Source organism: Helicobacter ibis, from assembly GCF_027859255.1.
GTDB classification, from domain to species: Bacteria; Campylobacterota; Campylobacteria; order Campylobacterales; family Helicobacteraceae; genus Helicobacter_D; species Helicobacter_D ibis.
Genome location: NZ_JAQHXR010000002.1, coordinates 42,137 through 62,102, shown reverse-complemented (window position 1 = coordinate 62,102; position 19,966 = coordinate 42,137). Strand labels below are relative to the sequence as shown.

The 19,966-nt window shown below is 32.9% G+C and carries 23 protein-coding genes; 20 read left to right on the top strand and 3 right to left on the bottom strand.

From position 1 onward, the window contains the following. Nucleotides 1–122: 122 nt before the first annotated feature. From sppA to PF021_RS03620, 3 genes are read left to right on the top strand one after another with little or no spacing between them, the layout of a single operon-like run. Complete coding sequence (gene sppA, locus PF021_RS03630) at nucleotides 123–995, top strand: signal peptide peptidase SppA (RefSeq protein WP_271021060.1); 873 nt, start codon at nucleotides 123–125, stop codon at nucleotides 993–995. Next, nucleotides 995–1,834, top strand: coding sequence for a formyltetrahydrofolate deformylase (gene purU, locus PF021_RS03625; protein WP_271021059.1), 840 nt, complete (start codon nucleotides 995–997; stop codon nucleotides 1,832–1,834). The genes sppA and purU overlap by 1 nt, the downstream gene beginning before the upstream one ends. Nucleotides 1,835–1,843: 9 nt before the next feature. Next, nucleotides 1,844–2,767, top strand: coding sequence for a DMT family transporter (locus tag PF021_RS03620; protein WP_271021058.1), 924 nt, complete (start codon nucleotides 1,844–1,846; stop codon nucleotides 2,765–2,767). A 1-nt stretch (nucleotide 2,768) separates the two neighbouring features. Here the strand turns inward: PF021_RS03620 and PF021_RS03615 are convergent, their stop codons facing one another. Further along, the gene (locus PF021_RS03615) at nucleotides 2,769–3,221 is read right to left on the bottom strand and encodes a DUF411 domain-containing protein (protein WP_271021057.1); all 453 of its coding nucleotides are present in this window, start codon (nucleotides 3,219–3,221) and stop codon (nucleotides 2,769–2,771) included. 69 nt (nucleotides 3,222–3,290) lie between these two features. Between PF021_RS03615 and PF021_RS03610 the strand changes: the two genes are divergently transcribed. The 17 genes from PF021_RS03610 (at nucleotide 3,291) to PF021_RS03530 (ending at nucleotide 17,417) form a co-directional block, all read left to right on the top strand. Further along, on the top strand, nucleotides 3,291–4,499 hold the full coding sequence (locus tag PF021_RS03610) for an HD domain-containing protein (RefSeq protein ID WP_271021056.1): 1,209 nt from the start codon (nucleotides 3,291–3,293) through the stop codon (nucleotides 4,497–4,499). Then, nucleotides 4,499–5,131 carry a trimeric intracellular cation channel family protein gene (locus PF021_RS03605; protein ID WP_271021055.1) on the top strand — a complete coding sequence of 211 codons (633 nt, stop codon included), beginning with the start codon at nucleotides 4,499–4,501 and terminating at the stop codon, nucleotides 5,129–5,131. Before PF021_RS03610 ends, PF021_RS03605 begins: the two co-directional genes overlap by 1 nt. A 125-nt stretch (nucleotides 5,132–5,256) precedes the next feature. After that, nucleotides 5,257–5,730: a cytochrome c nitrite reductase small subunit gene (nrfH, locus tag PF021_RS03600; RefSeq protein WP_271021480.1), complete on the top strand. Its 474-nt coding sequence runs from the start codon at nucleotides 5,257–5,259 to the stop codon at nucleotides 5,728–5,730. 14 nt (nucleotides 5,731–5,744) lie between these two features. After that, a complete protein-coding gene (locus tag PF021_RS03595; protein WP_271021054.1) occupies nucleotides 5,745–7,601 on the top strand; it encodes an ammonia-forming cytochrome c nitrite reductase subunit c552 in 1,857 nt (618 codons plus the stop codon). 63 nt (nucleotides 7,602–7,664) lie between these two features. After that, the gene (locus PF021_RS03590; protein ID WP_271020863.1) at nucleotides 7,665–7,901 is read left to right on the top strand and encodes a hypothetical protein; all 237 of its coding nucleotides are present in this window, start codon (nucleotides 7,665–7,667) and stop codon (nucleotides 7,899–7,901) included. 183 nt (nucleotides 7,902–8,084) lie between these two features. Then, nucleotides 8,085–8,459 (top strand): hypothetical protein, encoded by a 375-nt coding sequence (locus PF021_RS03585; RefSeq protein ID WP_271021053.1) that lies wholly within the window; start codon nucleotides 8,085–8,087, stop codon nucleotides 8,457–8,459. Nucleotides 8,460–8,492: 33 nt separating this feature from the next. After that, nucleotides 8,493–9,086 (top strand): hypothetical protein, encoded by a 594-nt coding sequence (locus tag PF021_RS03580; protein ID WP_271021052.1) that lies wholly within the window; start codon nucleotides 8,493–8,495, stop codon nucleotides 9,084–9,086. Between the two features lie 75 nt (nucleotides 9,087–9,161). Continuing rightward, nucleotides 9,162–9,977, top strand: a complete 816-nt coding sequence (locus PF021_RS03575) for a peptidylprolyl isomerase (protein ID WP_271021051.1) — start codon at nucleotides 9,162–9,164, stop codon at nucleotides 9,975–9,977. Between the two features lie 4 nt (nucleotides 9,978–9,981). Continuing rightward, entirely contained in the window at nucleotides 9,982–10,905 is a 924-nt protein-coding gene (locus PF021_RS03570; RefSeq protein WP_271021050.1) for a class II fructose-bisphosphate aldolase, read from the top strand. Nucleotides 10,906–10,918: 13 nt separating this feature from the next. Beyond that, nucleotides 10,919–11,482 carry an elongation factor P gene (gene efp / locus PF021_RS03565; RefSeq protein WP_271021049.1) on the top strand — a complete coding sequence of 188 codons (564 nt, stop codon included), beginning with the start codon at nucleotides 10,919–10,921 and terminating at the stop codon, nucleotides 11,480–11,482. Then, nucleotides 11,482–12,033, top strand: a complete 552-nt coding sequence (locus PF021_RS03560) for a DJ-1 family glyoxalase III (protein ID WP_271021048.1) — start codon at nucleotides 11,482–11,484, stop codon at nucleotides 12,031–12,033. The genes efp and PF021_RS03560 overlap by 1 nt, the downstream gene beginning before the upstream one ends. Next, nucleotides 12,030–13,241 carry a murein transglycosylase domain-containing protein gene (locus PF021_RS03555; RefSeq protein ID WP_271021047.1) on the top strand — a complete coding sequence of 404 codons (1,212 nt, stop codon included), beginning with the start codon at nucleotides 12,030–12,032 and terminating at the stop codon, nucleotides 13,239–13,241. Before PF021_RS03560 ends, PF021_RS03555 begins: the two co-directional genes overlap by 4 nt. A gap of 4 nt (nucleotides 13,242–13,245) precedes the next feature. Then, nucleotides 13,246–13,959: an arginyltransferase gene (locus PF021_RS03550; RefSeq protein WP_271021046.1), complete on the top strand. Its 714-nt coding sequence runs from the start codon at nucleotides 13,246–13,248 to the stop codon at nucleotides 13,957–13,959. Nucleotide 13,960: 1 nt separating this feature from the next. After that, nucleotides 13,961–14,752, top strand: a complete 792-nt coding sequence (locus PF021_RS03545; RefSeq protein WP_271021045.1) for a phosphatidylserine decarboxylase — start codon at nucleotides 13,961–13,963, stop codon at nucleotides 14,750–14,752. Further along, entirely contained in the window at nucleotides 14,727–15,722 is a 996-nt protein-coding gene (gene nadA, locus PF021_RS03540; RefSeq protein ID WP_271021044.1) for a quinolinate synthase NadA, read from the top strand. Before PF021_RS03545 ends, nadA begins: the two co-directional genes overlap by 26 nt. 8 nt (nucleotides 15,723–15,730) lie before the next feature. Continuing rightward, on the top strand, nucleotides 15,731–16,567 hold the full coding sequence (nadC, locus tag PF021_RS03535; protein WP_271021043.1) for a carboxylating nicotinate-nucleotide diphosphorylase: 837 nt from the start codon (nucleotides 15,731–15,733) through the stop codon (nucleotides 16,565–16,567). Continuing rightward, nucleotides 16,557–17,417, top strand: a complete 861-nt coding sequence (locus tag PF021_RS03530; RefSeq protein WP_271021042.1) for a thiamine-phosphate kinase — start codon at nucleotides 16,557–16,559, stop codon at nucleotides 17,415–17,417. Before nadC ends, PF021_RS03530 begins: the two co-directional genes overlap by 11 nt. 89 nt (nucleotides 17,418–17,506) lie before the next feature. Here PF021_RS03530 and PF021_RS03525 read toward each other — a convergent pair whose 3' ends face one another. Beyond that, nucleotides 17,507–18,616, bottom strand: a complete 1,110-nt coding sequence (locus PF021_RS03525) for an Mrp/NBP35 family ATP-binding protein (RefSeq protein ID WP_271021041.1) — start codon at nucleotides 18,614–18,616, stop codon at nucleotides 17,507–17,509. Between the two features lie 9 nt (nucleotides 18,617–18,625). Then, on the bottom strand, nucleotides 18,626–19,957 hold the full coding sequence (gene thiC, locus PF021_RS03520; protein WP_271021040.1) for a phosphomethylpyrimidine synthase ThiC: 1,332 nt from the start codon (nucleotides 19,955–19,957) through the stop codon (nucleotides 18,626–18,628). Between the last annotated feature and the right edge of the window lie 9 nt (nucleotides 19,958–19,966).

The following is a 19,966-nucleotide window of genomic DNA, read 5'->3' as shown; positions in this document are numbered from 1 at the left end:
GCCAAAAGTCCAAAAAGGAACGCAAATTATAAAAATAACATTATAAATTAATGATAAAAATATTTAATTTTTTAATTATTTTAAGTGATATAATAACTTCATTTTTTATATTAAGGATTTAAATGAAGTTTTTTAGGATTTTGCTTGCACCTTTGGACTTTATTATGAAGTATTTTAAAGCATTAGTGTTTCTGTTGGTTTTATTTTTAATTTTTGCTCCAAGTGGCGAATCTAGTTCTAAAGTAGCTAACTTGGCAAGAATAGATCTAAATGGACCAATATTACGAAGTGATACTTTTTTAGAAAAATTGGCACTCTTAGAGAGTAATGAAAACATAAAAGGAATCTTGCTTGTTGTGGATTCTCCAGGGGGTGCTATTGCACCTAGTGTTGAGATAAGTGAGGCAATTAAAAGAGTAGCAGCCAAAAAACCAGTTGTGGCTTATGCCCAAGGCTCTATGGCTAGTGGTAGTTATCTATCAAGCATATGGGCTAGTTATATAGTTGCTAATAAAGGTTCTTTGATTGGTTCAATAGGGGTTATTATAAATGGTGCTAATGTAGAAGAACTGCTAAATAAAATAGGTATAAAATCTCAAAGCCTAAAAGCAGGTATATATAAAGAAGCAGGGACATTTGCTAGAGCATGGACGAAAGATGAGGAATCTATGTTAAAAGGGCTAGTAGATGAGCAGTATTATATGTTTGTAAGTGAAGTGGCAACTGCAAGAGGGTTAAATTTGAGTGATGAGAAATATTTTGCTCAAGGGAGAGTATTTAGTGCTAATAATGCATTAAAATTAAGGCTTGTAGATAGCGTTGGTAGCATATATGATGCAGAAATTGCATTAATGAAACTTGCAAATATACAAAATGCTATATGGCTTAAGAAGGATAAAATTGATTTGTATTTAGAAAAGCTAATAGGAGAGAATATATCATTAGGTATAGAGAGGGGTATTTATTCTATCTTTGGGGCGTTGAAGGGACAATGATGCAGTATGTATTAAAAATAACTACAAAAGATGAAAAGGGCTTAATATCAAAAATAACAGCAAAAGTCTTGGAGTTTGAGCTTAATATTTTGCAAAATGATGAGTTTGTTGATAAAGAGTGTAATTTATTTTTTATGCGTTCTTTACTAGAGGGTGGATTATGCGAGGATTCAAAAAATAAATTAAAAGAATCTCTAGTTTTGATTCTCGGTAATAATGCTTGTGTGGAAATAATAGATAAAGTAAAGAAAGATATTGTTATTTTAGGGACAAAGGAAAACCACTGCTTGGGGGATTTGCTTATAAGATATGATAGTGGGGAGCTAAATTGTAATATAAAAGCAATTATTTCAAATCACCAAATATTAGAAACTTTAAGCGAGAAATTTAATATACCTTATATCTTTATATCTAGTGATAATATAAGTAGAGAAGAACATGAATTAAAAGTTATTGAATCTATACTAAAGTATCCTTGTAATTACATTGTTTTAGCTAAATATATGCGTGTTTTAACCCCAAATTTTGTCAAAAGATTTGAAGGAAAAATAATAAATATACATCATAGCTTTTTACCTGCCTTTGTGGGTGCTAATCCATACAAACAAGCATATAATCGTGGTGTAAAGATAATCGGTGCAACGGCACACTTTGTAAATAATGAGCTTGATGAGGGTCCAATTATTGAGCAAGATACTATAAAAGTAAATCATACAATGTCGTGGCAGGATATGCAAAGACATGGCAGAGATGTAGAAAAGGTCGTTTTAGCAAGAGCGCTTAACTTGGTATTAGAAGAAAGGGTGTTTGTATATAACAATAAAACAATAGTATTTTAGGAATACAAAATGGAGTTAGAATCTAAAAGGCAAAGTGGCTTATGGTTTGCAGCTCTTATGGTTATAGCCATGATATTTTGGGGTAGTTCGTGGCCTGCAAGCAAGATTCTAACTAGCTATACAAGTGCAGATATTGTTACATTTTGGAGATTCTTTTTTGCATTTGTTGCTTCAATACCAATTGTAGTTATTTTGCGTATAAATTTAAAATTAGATTCTCACTCTTTTAAGCTATTGCTACTTTCATCTTTATGCAATGGTTTATATTCAATTTTGTATTTTTTTGCATTAAACTTAGGGTCTGCTGGTAGAGGTGGAGTGCTGGTTACTACGCTTACACCAGTGTTTGCTTATTTAATATTTTTTATGCTATCAAAAAACCATAGAAATCCAAAGACTAATGAAATGCTAGGATTAATGCTTGGGATAATTGCTGGGATTTGTTTGCTTGATTTGCCAAATAGTCATGCTTTTAGTGCATTTAATGTTATCTTTGTTATATGTGCTATTGATTGGGCGATTTTAAGCATTATATGTCAAAAGGTGAGAATCCACCCAATAGCTATAAATTTCTATAACTCTCTATTTAGTTGTATTTTGTATATTCCTATTTTTATTTTTAGAGATAATGTGCTCTTTATTTTTGATTATGATGTGCAGTTTTGGGTTATGATGTTTGTTGTATCCATTCTTTCTACTGCAATAGGCACAAGCATTTATTATATGGGGATTTTATATGTTGGAGCTACTAAGGCTTCCACTTTTCCTCTTTTAGTGCCATTTACTGCATTGCTTAGTAGTTACTTTATATTGGGTGAGATTCCTAGTGTTTTAACCTTGTTTGGTGGGACTTTAGCTATAGTGGCAATATATCTTATAAATTTATATAAGCCATACCACATAGCACAAGTCTTTAAGAAGTTTAGAAACTAGCTTATTTTTCTTTTGTAATTAGTTTGTGACCATTGTAGATTCCATATAGTTCATGCGTTCCGTCTTCTTTTAGTAATACAACTGGATAATCTTCAGTAGTATCTCCTTGTTCCATACCTGGACTTCCTATTGGCATTCCAGGAGTTGAGATTCCTATTATTCCTTTTGGCTTATTATCAAGTAGCCATCTTAGTGCATCTTCTGGCACATGTCCTTCAACTACATAACCATCTATTAGTCCTGTATGACAACTTTGATACTTTGGAGCTATATTATGCTTTTCTTTAAAGCTTGCAATATTATCATCATACACACTATTTACTTTATAACCCTTATTTACCATGTATTTTTCCCATTCTTTGCAACAACCACAAAATGGACTATTATGTAACTCTATAATATCTGCAAAGAGGCACATTGAAAATATTGAGCTTAAAAGCAATGTTTTTTTCATTACTATCCTTTAGTTTAAAGTAATTGTTATTTTAACATATTGTATAATTTTCGCTAAAAATGGATTTACATGAGTAATAAAAGGCCAACATTATCATTATCGCTACTTCGTAAAATATTTATTGCAGCAAATATTAGACGCTGGAATGACCAAGCAACACCAGTTGAGTTTATAGAGCTAGATAAACAAGCACACAAAATTGTAATAGCTTATTTTTTAGCTTATTTTGAAATTATTGAGCATAAAAAAGAAGTTGATTTTCATAGGCTTATTTTGCAATTTTGTTATGAATTCTTTGAGAGAATAATACTAACCGATATAAAGCCACCTGTCTTTCATAGATTATCTGAAAAGCACAATAAAGAACTTGTTGATTTTGTGTGCAATGAGCTTAGTAGCGATTTATCATCTTTTGCATTTTTTGATGAGATGAGAGAGTATTTGTATGGAAATATAAATAATATAGAAAAAGAGATTTTAAAAGCTTCGCATTATTATGCGTCAAAATGGGAGTTTGATATAATCTATAACTTCAATCCAAAAATGTATGATGTAGAAAATATAAAATCAATAATAGATAGTCAAGTTGAGAGCTTTTATTCTCTAGCAGGTATTAGAAACTTGGTGTTGTATCATAATATTAGGGAAGTTATAGGAATGTTTGGGCAGTTAAGATTCCAAAAAAGATGGAGTCAAACTCCACGAATCCCAGCTACTTCTGTTTTAGGTCATACGCTTGTAGTTGCACTAGTTGCGTTTTTGCTAGGATATGATTTGAAGTGCTGTAGAACTATGCAAATTAACCATTTCTTTTGTGGTCTATTCCATGATTTACCAGAGATTCTAACTAGAGATATAATCTCTCCAATAAAGCGTGGTGTAGAGGGTTTAGATAAATTTATAAAACAAATTGAAGATGAATTAGTATCTGAAAAAATACTTACAAAAATCCCAAAAGAAATAGCAGTGGCAATAGTTTATTTTATACAAGATGAGTTTGCAAATAGATATAAAGATTCCAATGGAGAGGTAAGAATATTCAGCAGTGGAGATGAAATATTGCAAAAATTCAACGACGATGAATCTAATGCCATTTTTGGTGAATTTTTAAAGTATTGCGATCATTTAAGTGCTTTTTTGGAAGCTAAAATTTCAATAGCACATGGAATCTCGAGCCCAGAATTAGTTGAAGGCGCTAAGGCTTTAGAGTATAAATATAATAGTAAAGTTATTAAGGATATTGATTTGGGAGTTTTTTATAGGGAGTTTGGTAATTAATGCTATTAACAACATTGTATATTATAGGTATAACAGCTGAAGGAATGACTGGAGCATTAGCGGCAGGTAGGCACAATATGGATTGGTTTGGAGTTATGTTTATAGCTTGTGTTACAGCTATTGGTGGGGGTTCTATAAGAGATGTTTTATTTGGACATTATCCTCTAACTTGGGTTAAGCACCCAGAGTATTTATTGATTGTATGCACAGCAGCATTATTAACCACAAAGATTCCATATCTTGTAGAGAGATTTGAGAAAGCTTTCTTGGTGCTTGATGCATTAGGGTTGGCGGTTTTTAGTATTATAGGTGCAAGAATTGGAATGGAATTTTTAGGAAGTCCTTCTATGGCGGTAGCTGGAGCGGTTATTACTGGCGTGTTTGGTGGGATTTTAAGAGATATTTTTTGCGCTAGGATTCCGCTTGTTTTTCAAAAGGAGCTATATGCAAGTATTGCGCTTATAATAGGTAGCTTGTATGTTGTCTTAGAGTTTATAAGCCAAAACTATTTTCCTCTTAATGAAGATTTGATTATTATAGGCTCTTTGCTTGTAGGGTTTGCAATTAGAATGATTGCAATTAGATATCATTTGGGATTGCCACATTTTATGTATATTCCAAAATCAAAATAAAATCATTTACCAATCATTTACCTTTGTATTTAAATTGTGTATAATTTCTCTCGCAAATTCCATAATTTGCAGAGTGCTATATAAAGGAGCGTAATGTGAAATCAAAAAATGCGTCTCTTTCACTTATGGCAGTTATTCTTGGGTGTTTAGTTTGTTTAATTATTGGGGTTGGATTTTATACTTTTTATAATGCAAAAGGTATGTCTTACTTTAGTAACGATAGCGAAGCATGCAATAATTGCCATATTATGAATGATGTATATAATGATTGGTCTAGGGGGACACACTCTCAAAAGATTGCAGGTAAGCCTAGAGCTACATGTAATGATTGTCATTTGCCACATCAATTTTTAGAAAAATGGGTTGCAAAGGCAGAGAGTGGTTTGGGTCATGCTTATTCTTTTACTTTTAAGCTTGATGTCTTACCTACACATTTAAGTGCTACACAAAAATCAAAAGACATGATTCAAGATAACTGCATAAGATGTCATGGGGATATGGCGTCAAATTCAGTTAATGCAACTATGAATCCACATGCAAATCAAGCATTAAGTTGTGTGTCATGTCATGCTGGTGTTGGACATAAAAGAGGATTTTAATTTTAGGAGGTATTATGCAGAAAAAATCACCATTGTTACCAATTTTGGTAGTTGTTGCTGTGATTGTTTTGGCGGGGTTGCTATGGCTTAATTCTGATATCACAAAGAAGCAAAATGATAGTGTTGGAGGTATTGCCTCTAAGGGCTTTGTTGAGATGAGCGATGATAATCCTACTTTTGATCATTGGGGAAAAAATTTTCCTGATTATTTAGATATGTATCTAACAGTTGAAAATGAGACACCAATTTCTACAGAGTTTGGTGGTAATTTAGCTTATTCAAAGCTTATTCGCTATCCTCAACTTACGATTCTTTGGGCTGGTTATCCATTCTCAATTGATGCCAATGAAGAAAGAGGGCATTTTTGGGTGCAAGTAGATCAAATGGATACTGCTAGAAACAATAAAGATTTTTTAAATGCTCATGGGTTTGCTGGGTTTGGCGGGCAACCAACAGCATGTATGAATTGTCATAGTGGTTGGTCTCCATGGCTTTTGGAAAATGTTGGTATTGGAGACACTCCAAGAGAGAAGTGGGTTTCTTTTAACTCTACTAAATATTGGACTATGATTAAAAATATCCCCGCAGTAGAAGGGATAGAGGAAGGTTCTCCTGCTCATAGTGGTCCTCATGGAGGAAAGAGAATGGGGGTTACATGTGCTGATTGTCATAATCCAAATGATATGCAATTAAGATTAACTAGACAAGCTGCTATTAATGCTTTGGTTGATTTTAGAGGTTATGAGCCAGATCCTGTAACTGGTGTAAAAGCTAGTAGAGAAGAGATGAGAACTTTAGTTTGCTCTCAATGCCATGTTGAATACTACTTCAAGCCAACAGGTGAGAAAGTAAAAGTAATGGGCGAATCTATAGCAAATGACGCTAGTAAAAAATGGTGGAATGGAACTCAAAAAACTTATGATGAATTTGATTCATGGAGAGATGGTAATAAGCCTACCGAAATAGAAGTTGATGGTATAGAGCTTGTGTTTCCATGGAGTGCTTGGGAGAAGAATAAACCATTTAGAATCGAAATGTTTGATGACCATTACGAGGGCGTTAGAGCTATATTTGATAAAGATTGGGAGCATAAAATAACAAAAGCACCTATGCTAAAGATTCAACATCCTGAATCTGAATTGTATAGTGGTGGTGTCCATGCTGCAAATGGTGTTAGTTGCGCTGATTGCCATATGCCATATTTAAGAAAGGGTGCTAAAAAAGTTACGCAACACAACATAACTTCTCCTTTGCAAGATATAAATGCTGCTTGTAAGTCATGTCACACTCAAAGCGAAAGTTATTTAAAAGCACAGATTTTAGATATTCAAAAATCAATTGCTTATGATTTAAGAAGTGCAGAATATGCAACGGTTAGCCTTATTAATGATATTAAGATTCTAAGAGAGGAATTAGCAAAATTACCAGAATATCAAAGTAATGGTAAAGTGGATGATAAAAAAATATCAGAAACTCTAAAAGAACCTTTAGAATTACATAGAAAGGGACAAATGAGAGGAGATTTTGTTGGTGCTGAAAACTCAACTGGATTCCATAATCCTAGAGAAGCTAGCAGAATGCTACTTCAAGCAGTAGAAATGGCAAAAGAAGGGCAAATTAAGCTAGTAGAAATCGCAAATGAAAAAGGTATAAAAAACTTTAAAACTTCTAATTTAGGATTTGAAGATATTCAAAAATTAAATCCGGGAGAAATAAAGTATAATATTGATCTAAATGGCAATAAAGCTGGTGATAGATACTACAAACATGAAGAAATCAATGGTCCAGCTCCTAAAGAATTGCTAGATTTGGACAAAAACATAAAACCTTATAATTATAAGGAAGTAGATAGCAAAACTTCTTCTTATTAATATTATTTGTCATTAAGCTAGGCTTAATGACAAATAGCTACAAGTTTTTATTATAGGATCTACATGCTCTTTAGCTCATACATATTTATCTTTGCATTTCTTCCAATTATGCTAATTGGTTTTTATATATTGCGTTTTTATAATTTTGTCTATGCTAAAGTATTTTTATTATGTGGTAGTTTATTTTTCTATGGATTTTGGAATTTTTTATATTTACCACTTTTATTATTTTCAATAATTATAAACTTCCTTTTACATAAAAGCATACTCTCTGCGGGGGGGGGGCAAAATATAGACTAATAGTTGGTATTTGTTTTAATCTTTTATTGCTATTTATATTCAAATATACGACATTTTTCTTAGAAAACTTTAGACTTCTAACTTTGTTTTTTTTTTTTTTAAATAAAACAATATTTTGCAAGAATTTTTATTATTGTCTCTATAGTTTTTCCTTTGTTTATGTTATTAGTTATGGGTTTTGTGATGTATTTATATGATCCTTTGCAAATTTATCATAAGCCATATTTTAGAGATAAGACATTTTTTACTGATATGTGTTTAAGCGCTAGAGGGATTATTCAAAATTATGACTTTGATTCATGTATTGTTGTAACTTTCATGCTGGAGAATACAGATTCATTAGAAGCAAATGAAAAGCTAGGTGGAAATTGGGTTAATATATCTGCTCCTTCATCTACTTTTGATGAAAGAGGGGTAATTTTAGATTATCTATTTAGAGTGAAGAATCCTAAAAGCATCATTTACTCACTAGATCCATTTGAAAATGCCAAATATAAAAATGAGTTTAGATTTCTTTATGATGAAAATTACTTAGATGATTTTAAAATATATATATAAATTATGTGTCATGCTATGGCAAACTAGTGTAAATTGCGTGGACAAAGAAGATTTATTAAGCTTGCAAGATGGGGACTAGATAGTGATTTTAGGCATATGTTTGGCGGAGTTGAAAATTGGCTAAAATACGATAGGCAAGAGGCTATAAAATATTTCAAAAACATAAAAATAGAGCCTTTTGAAACTAAAAATACAACACATGATTTTACAAAACTACAAAACCTAGCTAATAATTCACTCATCAAATATATTAAGCAGAATCCACAAACCAAGTTTCATCTAATTATCCCTACTTATTCTAAATTTCATTATAGAGTAGACAGTAAAGATGCGTTTGTAAAAAATAGAGAGTTTTATAAATGGTTAATTGTAGAGATTAGTAAATATCCTAATGCATATGTTTATGGGTTTGATGATTTAGATTATGCAGATAATATTGAAAGCTACAGAGATTCTGAACATTATGACATGGATTTAAACTCCATGCATATAGATTCAATTAGACATAAAACTAATATATTAACACCTAGCAATATGGAGCTATATTTTCAAAGTATGGAAGCAAAGATAATAAGATATGAAGCACTAAGTGTTTTGAATTCTGTTTTATTGCCAATAAAAGAGTAATGAGAATGGTTTTGTTAATTAAACATTAAACAATAATAAGTAAAATTTTGCAAAATTTTAAATGAGGTAGAACACATGAAAAAAGCAGTTTTAAGTTCAGTATTATCAGTTGCACTTCTAGGCGGGATTGCAAATGCAAAGACTTTTGCTAAGGTAAATGGAGATGAAATAACAGAAAAAGATGTAGCAGCACTAATGAGAGCTATGCCGGGAGTTTCTTTTGAGCAATTACCAGAAGAGATGAAAACACAAGTAATAAATCAAGCAATAGAAAGAAAACTACTAATTGATGAGGCTAAGAAAGATAAGATTCAAAACTCTAAAGAATACAAAGAAGCAATGGCTAGTGTAGAAGAAGATTTAATGCTTGAAATATGGATGAGAAAAGAGGTTGAGAAAACTAAAGTTTCTAATGCAGAAATAAAGAAATTCTATAATGACAATAAAGATAAATTTGTCCAACCAGAATCTGTAAAAGCAAAGCATATCCTAGTAAATAATGAAAAAGAAGCAAAGGATATAATTGCAGAATTAAAAAAAGCAGGAAAAAATGTTGAAGCTAAATTTTCAGAAATAGCAAGAGCTAAGTCAAAAGATGGTTCAGCACAAAATGGTGGTTCTCTAGGCTGGATAGCTAAGGGGCAGGTTGTGCCTGAATTTGCCGATGCTGCATTTAAGCTTAAAAAAGGAAGCTTCACTCAAAGCCCTGTTAAAACACAATTTGGCTATCACATTATCTATGCTGAAGATAAGAAGGCTACTTCTACTTTAGCTCTAAAAGATGTAGAAAAGCAAATTGAACAAAACTTAAAGCTAAAAAAGTTCCAAGAAAATACCAAAAAAGAGGGTGAGGAACTAAGATCTAAAGCAAAAATCGAGTTAGTAAAGTAAGAATATGCTAGTTAGTGGTAGTGAGATTCTAAGTAAAGCTAATATTGAAAATTACGGCGTTGGAGCATTTAACTTTGTAAATTATGAAATGCTAAGCACTATCTTTGAAGCAGCAGATAAAAAAAGCTCTCCAATTATCGTTCAAGCAAGTGAGGGAGCTATTAAGTATATGGGTATTGATATGGCTGTTGGAATGGTTAAAATTCTAGCTAATCGTTATCCGCATATTCCCGTTGCATTGCACCTAGATCATGGGACGAGCTTTGAATCATGTATAAAGGCGATTCGTGCTGGATTTACTTCTGTAATGATTGATGCTTCTCATCACCCATTTGCAGAAAATTTACATGAGACAAAAAGAGTGGTAGAAGTAGCACATAATGCTGGAGTTAGCGTAGAAGCAGAGCTTGGTAGGCTAATGGGCATTGAAGATAATATCTCTGTAGATGAAAAAGATGCATGTCTTGTAAATCCAAAAGAAGCAGAAGAGTTTGTAAGAGAGTCTAATGTTGATTTTCTAGCTCCTGCGATTGGCACTAGTCATGGGGCTTTTAAGTTTAAAGGTGAGCCAAAATTAGACTTTGAGAGGTTGATTGAAGTTAAGAAATTAACCAAGATTCCATTAGTTCTTCATGGTGCAAGTGCGATTCCTGATAATGTTAGGGAGGCATTTTTAAACACTGGTGGAGACTTAAAAGGCAGCAAGGGTGTTCCATTTGATTTTCTAAAAGAAGCAGTAAGGGGTGGTATTAATAAAATTAATACTGATACTGATTTAAGAATTGCTTTTATGTCGCAAGTTAGAAAAGTGGCAAACGAGAATGCAAGCGAGTTTGATTTAAGAAAATTCTTCACTCCTGCAAAGGATTTTATGAAAGAAGTTATTGCAGAGAGAATGGAGATTCTAGGCAGTGCAGGAAAAATTTAATAAAAGGATATAAATGGCGTATTCAATGGGAGATTTGAAAAAGGGTTTAAAAGTTGAGCTAGAAGGGATTCCATACAGGATCACAGAATATCAACATGTAAAGCCTGGTAAAGGTGCGGCTTTTGTTAGAGTTAAGATGAAGTCTTTTTTGGATGGTAGAGTGTTGGAAAAAACTTTCCATGCTGGCGATAAATGTGATGAGCCAAATTTGCAAGAGCGTTCGATGCAGTTCTTATACCATGATGGTGATTATTATCAATTTATGGATAATGAAAGCTATGAGCAAATTGGGCTAAGTAAGGATCAAGTAGCAGATTCTGCTAAGTGGATGATAGATGGCATGGCAGTGTCAATCCTCTTTCATAATGGAAAGGCAATAACTGTTAGTGTGCCACAAAGTGTTGAATTAAAGATAGTAGAAACTCCACCAAACTTCAAAGGTGATACAACAAGTGCAGGTAAAAAACCAGCTACACTTGAGACAGGTGCGGTTGTGCAAGTGCCATATCATGTGCTAGAAGGTGATGTAATTAGGGTAAATACAGAAACAGGCGAGTATTTAGATAAGGTAAAATAATGAAAAATGTAATGGTTATTTTAGCTAATGGCTTTGAAGAGATAGAATGTATAGCCGTAGTTGATGTCTTGCGTAGAGCAGGTAGCAATGTTGCTCTAGTTAGTATTAGTAATAGTTTGGAGGTTACTTCTCAAGGAAATGTAAAGGTAGTGGCTGATAAATTGTTAAGCAATGTTAGTGTAGATTCTGTTGATGCTGTTGTTTTGCCAGGTGGATATGGTGGTGTTATGGGTATGATGGAATCTAATGAGCTTAGTAGCATTGTAAGTAATATTCACAAGAAAGGAAAAATAATATCTGCTATTTGTGCTGCTCCTTTATTTTTGGATAAGTTAGATATTCTAGGAGAGCTACAATTTACATGCTATCCTAGTGTTAAAGAGAATATCAAAGCTAAAAACTACACTGCTATAAAGCCTGTAATTCATGATAAAAATATTATTACTTCACAAGGACCGGCTACTGCACTTGAATTTGGATTGTATCTAGCTTCTATACTTGAGGGTAGTGATGTTTCTAAATCTATAAGAGAGGGGATGTTGCACGCTTGAGATTCTATAAACTTTGTTTATTTAGTATAGCTGGCGGTTTGTTTTTAGGTGGTTGTCTGCTTGGATATAGAGATGTAATTTATAATCCACAAGCAGCACCAACTAGAGAACAAATTATAAAAAAAGCAGTATCATATGCTACAAATCCTCAAAAACTAGAAGAAGATATTAAAAATCTTCCTATTAGATTTAAAGAAGCAGTAACAAAACTTACACAAAACGCGTCAAAAAAATGGGGAAGTAATACTCCAACTGCTTCGCAAGATGTGTATGTTAAATATACAGATTCTTATCTTTCTCGTGCCGAAGTTGATTTTAACAAAGGTGTTATTTCAGTATATACACTAGATGAGAAGAATCCAAAGCAATCATTGCACAAAGCTATTGTAACAACTCTTCTTACTCCTGAAGACCCAGAAGGTGTTGATTTGTATTCTGATAAGGATATAGAATATTCTGGTAAGCCATATCTAGCAGACTTAGTTAAGGATAATGATGGCGTTTCTGTGCTTTATCCTTGGAGGGCAAATAAATATGCTGACTATCTTGTAAATAACAAGTTGCAAACAAAAGAATTTACCCAAAATGGGGTTCAAAAAAAGGCTCATTATGTTCAATTTAATATGGTTGAAGATAGAGAGATTCAAAGTGAGCATAAGTATGGTGAGTTTGTTGCTTTATTTGCAAAAGAGTATAAGCTAGAACAAGCTTTGATTTTTGCGATTATAAAGACAGAAAGTCATTTTAACCCATATGCCGTAAGTCATATACCTGCTTATGGGCTTATGCAAGTTGTGCCCGGAAGTGCTGGTAGAGATGTGTATAAGGCATTAAACAATACAGATGGAATCCCAACTAAAGAAATGCTCTTTACCCCAAAGACAAATATACAATATGGTTCGACATATCTAAATATTTTATTTACTAGGTATTTAAAGGGAATAAATAATTCTCTCTCACAAGAATATTGTGTTATAGCTGCTTATAATACTGGTAGTGGGAATGTGCTATCTGTGTTTCACAAGGATAGAAAAAAGGCAGTTGAGATAATAAATTCTATGTCTTCTGCTGATGTATATAAGAAGCTAAGAACTTCATTGAAATATGAAGAAGCTAGAAATTATTTACATAAAGTTACAACTGCTAAAAAAGAGTTTCAAGGGCATGTAGCCTTGGAGGATAAGAATGTGCTCTTGGGCTTGAAGTGAGTTCATGGAAGTTTTTGAGTTAGAAAATAGCCTATCTAAGTGCAGTTACTTAGAAGGCTTAGAATCGAATATGAAATATTTCTATATCAAACAATGCACAAATGACTTTTATATGACACTTCTTGAGAGAGGTTGGCGAAGGTTTGGTCATTATTTCTTTGTACCTATTTGCTCTACTTGTAATGCCTGTGTAACAATTAGACAGGATTGTCAAGCTTTTGAGTTTAGTAAATCGCATAAGAGAATCTTAAAAAATCCAATTAAGGTTGTAATAAATAGACCTCATGTAACACAAGAACATCTAATGCTATATGACAAATATCACAGATATATGAATCGTAAGAAAAAGTGGAATTACACTCAAATCACACTTGATAATTATTATGATACATTTGTTGCTGGATATGAGGAGTTTGGCTATGAGTTTGACTATTATTTTGAGGATTTGCTAATAGGTGTTGCGTTAGTTGATATACTGCCTGATGCTATATCATCTGTGTATTGTTATTATGACCATGATTTCAAGAAGTATTCAATAGGCACTTATTCTATATTAAAGCAAATACAATTTGCAAAATCATATAATATACCTTATTTATATCCTGGTTATTGGATAAAAAATCACTATGCTATGGGCTATAAAGAGAAGTTTAAGCCATTTGAGATTTTGCTTAATAGACCAACTTTGGAGGATAAATGCATATGGATAAAGGAATGATATGACTTTGGTTATTTCGAAAATATTTGAGTATATTTCTCATTTTTGCTTTTTCACACCTTTACAGATTCTTATAAATAAAGCTTATGTTAAGTTATTTAATATCTCATTAGATGAATTTGATAGCATTGAATCTTATAGGAGTTTAAATTCTCTTTTTACTCGTTCTTTGGTTAGGGAGAGAGAGTTTTTGGAGGATTTAAGTGTATTAATCTCGCCTAGCGATGGATTGATAACTGAAGTAGGAAAATGCACAAACAATAAAGCATTGCAAATAAAGGGAGAAGAGTATGTTGTATCTGACTTTTTGGATAAAAGCATAGATGATGATTATGAGTTTATAAATATCTATTTATCTCCAAGTAATTACCATAGATTCCATGCTCCAACGAATCTAATAGTAAAAAAGGTGAGGTTTATAAAGGGTGCTTTATATCCGGTGAATAATTTTGCACTAAAGAATGTTGAAAATCTTTTTACCAAAAATAAAAGAGTTGTGCTAGAGTGCGTTGATTTCTATGATAATGAGTTTTTTATTGTGGCAATAGGTGCGTTAAATGTCGGTAGAATCCAAATACATATAACACCAGAGCTGATAGATAAAAAAGATTCTTGTGTGATTATATTAGATGACATAAAGATTAATAAAGGTGATGAAATAGGGTATTTTGAGATGGGTTCTACCATAGTTATGATAACTAAGGGTTGGAATTATAATGTAGAATCAGGTAATAAGGTGTTATTTGGTAATGATATAGGAGTAAGCCATGATACAGGAAATAAAGAATCTTAAAGAAAAAAACAATGTTTTGCTTGTAGCACATTATTATCAACAAGATTGCATAGTTGAGATAGCAGACTTAGTTGGAGATAGTTTAGAGTTAGCAAGAAAGGCAAGTTCTAGCAATGAGGACATTGTATTATTTTGCGGTGTTGGGTTTATGGGGCAGAGTGTTAAGATATTAGCACCAAAAAAGAGGGTTTTTATGCCAAAAATTGCTTGTTGCTCTATGGCTAGAATGATAGATGATACATATTTTGATAAGTCAATAGAGATTCTAAAAAGCTATGGTATAGATGAAGTTTTTCCTATTACATATATTAACTCAAATGCTGAAGTCAAAGCAAAAGTAGCCGAGTTAGGCGGAGTTGTATGCACTAGTTCTAATGCAAAAAAAATAATGGATTATGCACTAAAGCAAAATAAAAAGATATTTTTCTTGCCAGATAGATGCTTGGGACAGAATCTAGCGCAATCACAGGGGTTAAAGAGTGTAGTATTAGGGATAGATAGCAAAGAAGATGTAATTTTAAGTGATGTGATTTGTTATGATGGATTTTGCTCTGTTCATCAGCTTTTTAAGGTGGAGGATATAGAGTTTTTTAAAGAGAAATATAAAGATATATTAATAGCAGTTCATCCAGAATGTCCGCCAGAAGTCGTGCAAAAGGCTGATTTTGTTGGCTCTACTAGCCAGATCATAAGCTTTGTAAATGGGTTAGATGATAGTCAGAAGGTTGCGGTTGGAACAGAGTTTAATTTGGTAAATCGTCTAAGACCTAGTAAGAATGGAATCCAAAATACATTTGTCCTATCTTCTACAAAGCCAGAATGTCCAACAATGAATGAAACAACCCTGCAAGATGTGCTGAATTCACTAAATGCTATAGATAGCGGTGAGGCTTATAATGAAATAATTTTAAATAGCGATGTTGCTCTAAAGGCCAAGATAGCATTAGATAAGATGTTAGAACTCTCATAGGAGTTATTATGTTAAAGATTTTGTTAGACGATTTTTTAAAACAAGCATTATTAGAGGATAATGGTAGAGGGGATTTATATTATTTGCTATCAGACAAAAAGATAGTCAAAACAAGAGTGATAGCTAAAGATAGCGGAATTTTATCAGGTGAAATTTATATAACTAGGTTGTGTGAGTTGGTTGGAGTTGATTGTGAGTTTTTAATACATGATTCTAATGAATTTAAAAGTGGGGATATTATTTTAAATATTTCTGGGCTTGATCGTGATATTTTATCTATTGAGAGAGTGTTATTAAATATTTTACAACATTCAAGTGGGATTGCTACAAATGCTAATAAATACGCAAAAAAACTACAAAATACAAAGTGCAAAATACTAGATACTAGGAAAACTAGGCCTCTTTTAAGGGAGTTTGAAAAATACTCATCTAAACAAGGTGGAATTGTAAATCATAGATTGGGTTTAGATGATTGTTTAATGCTAAAAGATACTCATATGGCTAATATTTCTAACTTAAAAGAATTTGTAGAAAAAGCTAAAAGCAAGATTCCATGGACTTCAAAAATAGAAGTTGAGTGTGAGGATATTCGATTTTTTAAAGAGGCACTAAGTAGTGGTGTGGATATTATTATGTGTGATAATATGCAGATAGATGACATAATAAAGTGTGTGAGATTAAGGAATGATATAGCGCCCCATGTATTAATTGAAGCTAGTGGTAATATTACTTTAGATAATATTTTAGAATATGCAAATAGCGGTATAGATGCTATTTCTAGTGGTTCTATAATACATCAAGCTAGGTGGATTGATTTAAGTATGAAGTTTATAGATGAAAGATAGTGAGAGATTATTTATAAAATCATTAGAGGATACTAGAGCTACACTTGGACTTGGCGATGATTGTTTTGTGTTTAACGATTATGTAATTGCTAGCGATTCATTCTTTGAAGATGTGCATTTTAAAATAAAGTGGTGCAATTTATATGACATTATAGAAAAGGCATTCTTAGTAAATCTCTCTGACATATATGCTACAAATGCTACTCCAGTGTATGCAATGCTAAATATCTCAATACCGCATAACTTTAGACAGATAAAAGAGTTATCAAATATCATAGGCAGTATTGCCTTAAAGCATGGAGTTAGAATAATAGGTGGAGATACTATAAAAGATTCAAAGCTTCAAATTTCATTAACACTTATTGGTAAATTACAAAAAAAACCACTTTTAAGATGGAGGATAAAAAGGGGTGATTATATGGCTTATACTAGCCCTTTTAGTGCATTAACCAAAGCTAAAGCACAAAAATTTGGCAAAAATATTTCTGCACTAAAAATAGCATTAAGATATAACTATGTAAAACATAATAGTAGATTTTCTAAACCTCTATTGTATCCTAGAATGATTTTTGAGATAAATAAAATAGCAAATGCAGGTATGGATATATCTGATGGAATCTTCATGGATTTGCAGAGACTATCATCAAAAAACAATGTATCTTTTAGATTTTGTAAGGCTATTTTTGAATGGTTTTATTCTCCAGAGGAGTATCAAATGCTATATGCAATTTCTCCAAAGAAACTAACAAAAGCAAGAAATATAGCTAAAAAACATAGACATAAGTTAGAGATATTTGCAAGAGCCAAGATAGGGAGATATACAAGCAAAAAAAGAAATTGGCATAGTTAAAAATAAAATGATACTTTTGTGATTTATATAAATTTTGTGGATTTTCTATAAAGCTTTGTAGCTCCCACTTTGGAGGAGCTATTTGTGTTTTATGATGAACAAGCTGACTTTCCAGTGTTGATTGGTTGAATCTCTTTATTATCAGCTAGATTTTTAGCATTTACTTCTTCTATGAATTCCCACAAGCTTTTTGCAGCTTTTAGATATTCTTTTGCCGATTTAGATTCTGGGTTGAAATAAACAATTGGTTTTCCACTATCTCCACCTTCTCTAACGCTTGGTTCAATCGGGATTTGTGCTAGAGTTTGTGTGCCATATTCTCTAGCTACTACTTCTGTTGTGCCTTTGCCAAAAATATCATATTCTTCTCCACAGCCCGGGCAAATAAAGCCACTCATGTTTTCAATGATACCTGCTAGTGGGATTTTAAGTTTTTTAAACATATCTAATGCTCTTGCGCCATCATCTAAGGCTACTTTTTGCGGAGTTGATACCGCAATTCCTGCAGTTACAGGCACACTTTGTGCTAAAGTTAGCTGTGCATCACCAGTTCCCGGAGGCATATCAATAATCATAACATCAAGCTCGCCCCAAATTACATCGCTTAGCATTTGTTCAATCGCTCGAATAATCATAGGACCACGCCAAATAAGACTCTGCCCCTCATCATAAAGCACACCCATAGAAATCATCTCTACCCCATATGCTTGAAGTGGGATAAGTTTTTTTAGTTTTTGATCTACTTCTGGCTTATCTTTTTCTAATCCAAGCATTCTAGGCACATTTGGACCATAAATATCTGCATCTAGCAGTGCTACCTTTTTACCTTGCATGGCAAGTGCTATTGCTAGATTCACGCTTGTTGTAGATTTTCCTACGCCACCTTTACCACTGCTTACCATTACGAAATTTTTGATTTGTGGGGCTAGATTTTTAGTTGTTGGTTGCTTTGGTTGTTGTGGGGTTGGTTGTTTAATGTCTATATTTATCTTGCTAACTCCAGCGTTCTCTAGCTTTTGTGTTATATTCTCTCTTAGTGAGTTTGCCACATCATTTGAAGCTGATGGAATCTCAAGTCTTAAAGATACTGCATTTTCATGCACTAGCATTTCTTTTACAAATCCAAAAGTTACAATATCTTTTTCAAAATTTGGGTAAATTACCTCTTTTAATAAATTTAATAATTGTTCTTGATTCATTAATACTCCTTAACTATGTTGTTCTATTATTTCTTGTGATATTTTATAGCTACAAAATTTTGGTCCGCACATTGAACAAAATTTCGCATCTTTAAATACTTCTTGAGGCAGACTCTCATCGTGGTATTCTCTAGCTCTCTCTGGATCTAGTGCTAGTTCAAATTGTCTATTCCAATCAAAATTATATCTTGCATTACTCATAGCATCATCTCTGACCCTAGCATTGATTCTGCCTCTTGCAATATCAGCAGCATGTGCTGCTATTTTGTAGGCTATGATTCCCTCTCGCACATCTTTGGCGTTTGGTAATCCTAAGTGTTCTTTTGGGGTAACATAACAAAGCATTGCTACACCCTTCCAAGCTGCAATACTAGCACCAATGGCTGAAGCTATATGATCATATCCTGCGGCAATATCAGTTACAAGTGGTCCCAAAACATAAAAAGGTGCTTCATGGCAAAGCTCTTTTTGTAGTTCTACATTGCGTTCGATTTCATTCATAGGCACATGTCCAGGACCTTCTATCATTACTTGCACATCTTTTTCCCATGCCCTTAAGGTTAGCTCTCCTAAGACTTTTAACTCTCCAAGTTGAGCCTCATCACTAGAATCTGCTAAGCAACCCGGACGCAAAGAATCTCCAAGACTTAAAGATACATCATATTTTCTGCAAATCTCTAAAATATCATCAAAAGCTTCATAAAAAGGATTCTGTTTATGATAGTGCATCATCCAAGAAGCCATAAGGCTTCCGCCACGACTTACAATTCCCATTTTTCTTTTTGCCAAAGAAGGCATATGTTCTAGCAGGAATCCACAATGGATTGTAAAGTAGCTAACACCTTGTTTTGCTTGTCGTTCTAAGACTTCAAGCATTTTATCTATGGTGAGTGCGTTTATATCATTTTTTACATCATGTAAAATCTGATAGATAGGTACTGTGCCAATAGGGACGCTAGAGTTTTTAATAACAGCTTCTCTTATACTATCTAAATCACCACCTGTGCTTAAATCCATAATAGTATCTGCACCATATTTAATGGATACTAGAGTTTTTTGTACCTCTTCATCAATAGAGCTTGCAAGAGCAGAGCTACCGATATTAGAATTAATTTTTGTTCTAACAGCAATCCCAATTCCCATTGGTTCTAAATTTGTGTGATAGATATTTGATGGCAATATCAAGCGACCTTTTGCCACTTCTTTTCTAATTAGCTCAGAATCTAAATGTTCTATGTTTGCTACATATTGCATTTCTTCTGTGATGATACCTTGTTTTGCATAATAGAGTTGCGTTTTTACTTTATCATTTTTGCGGGCTTCTACCCATTTGCTTCGCATTATTTCTCC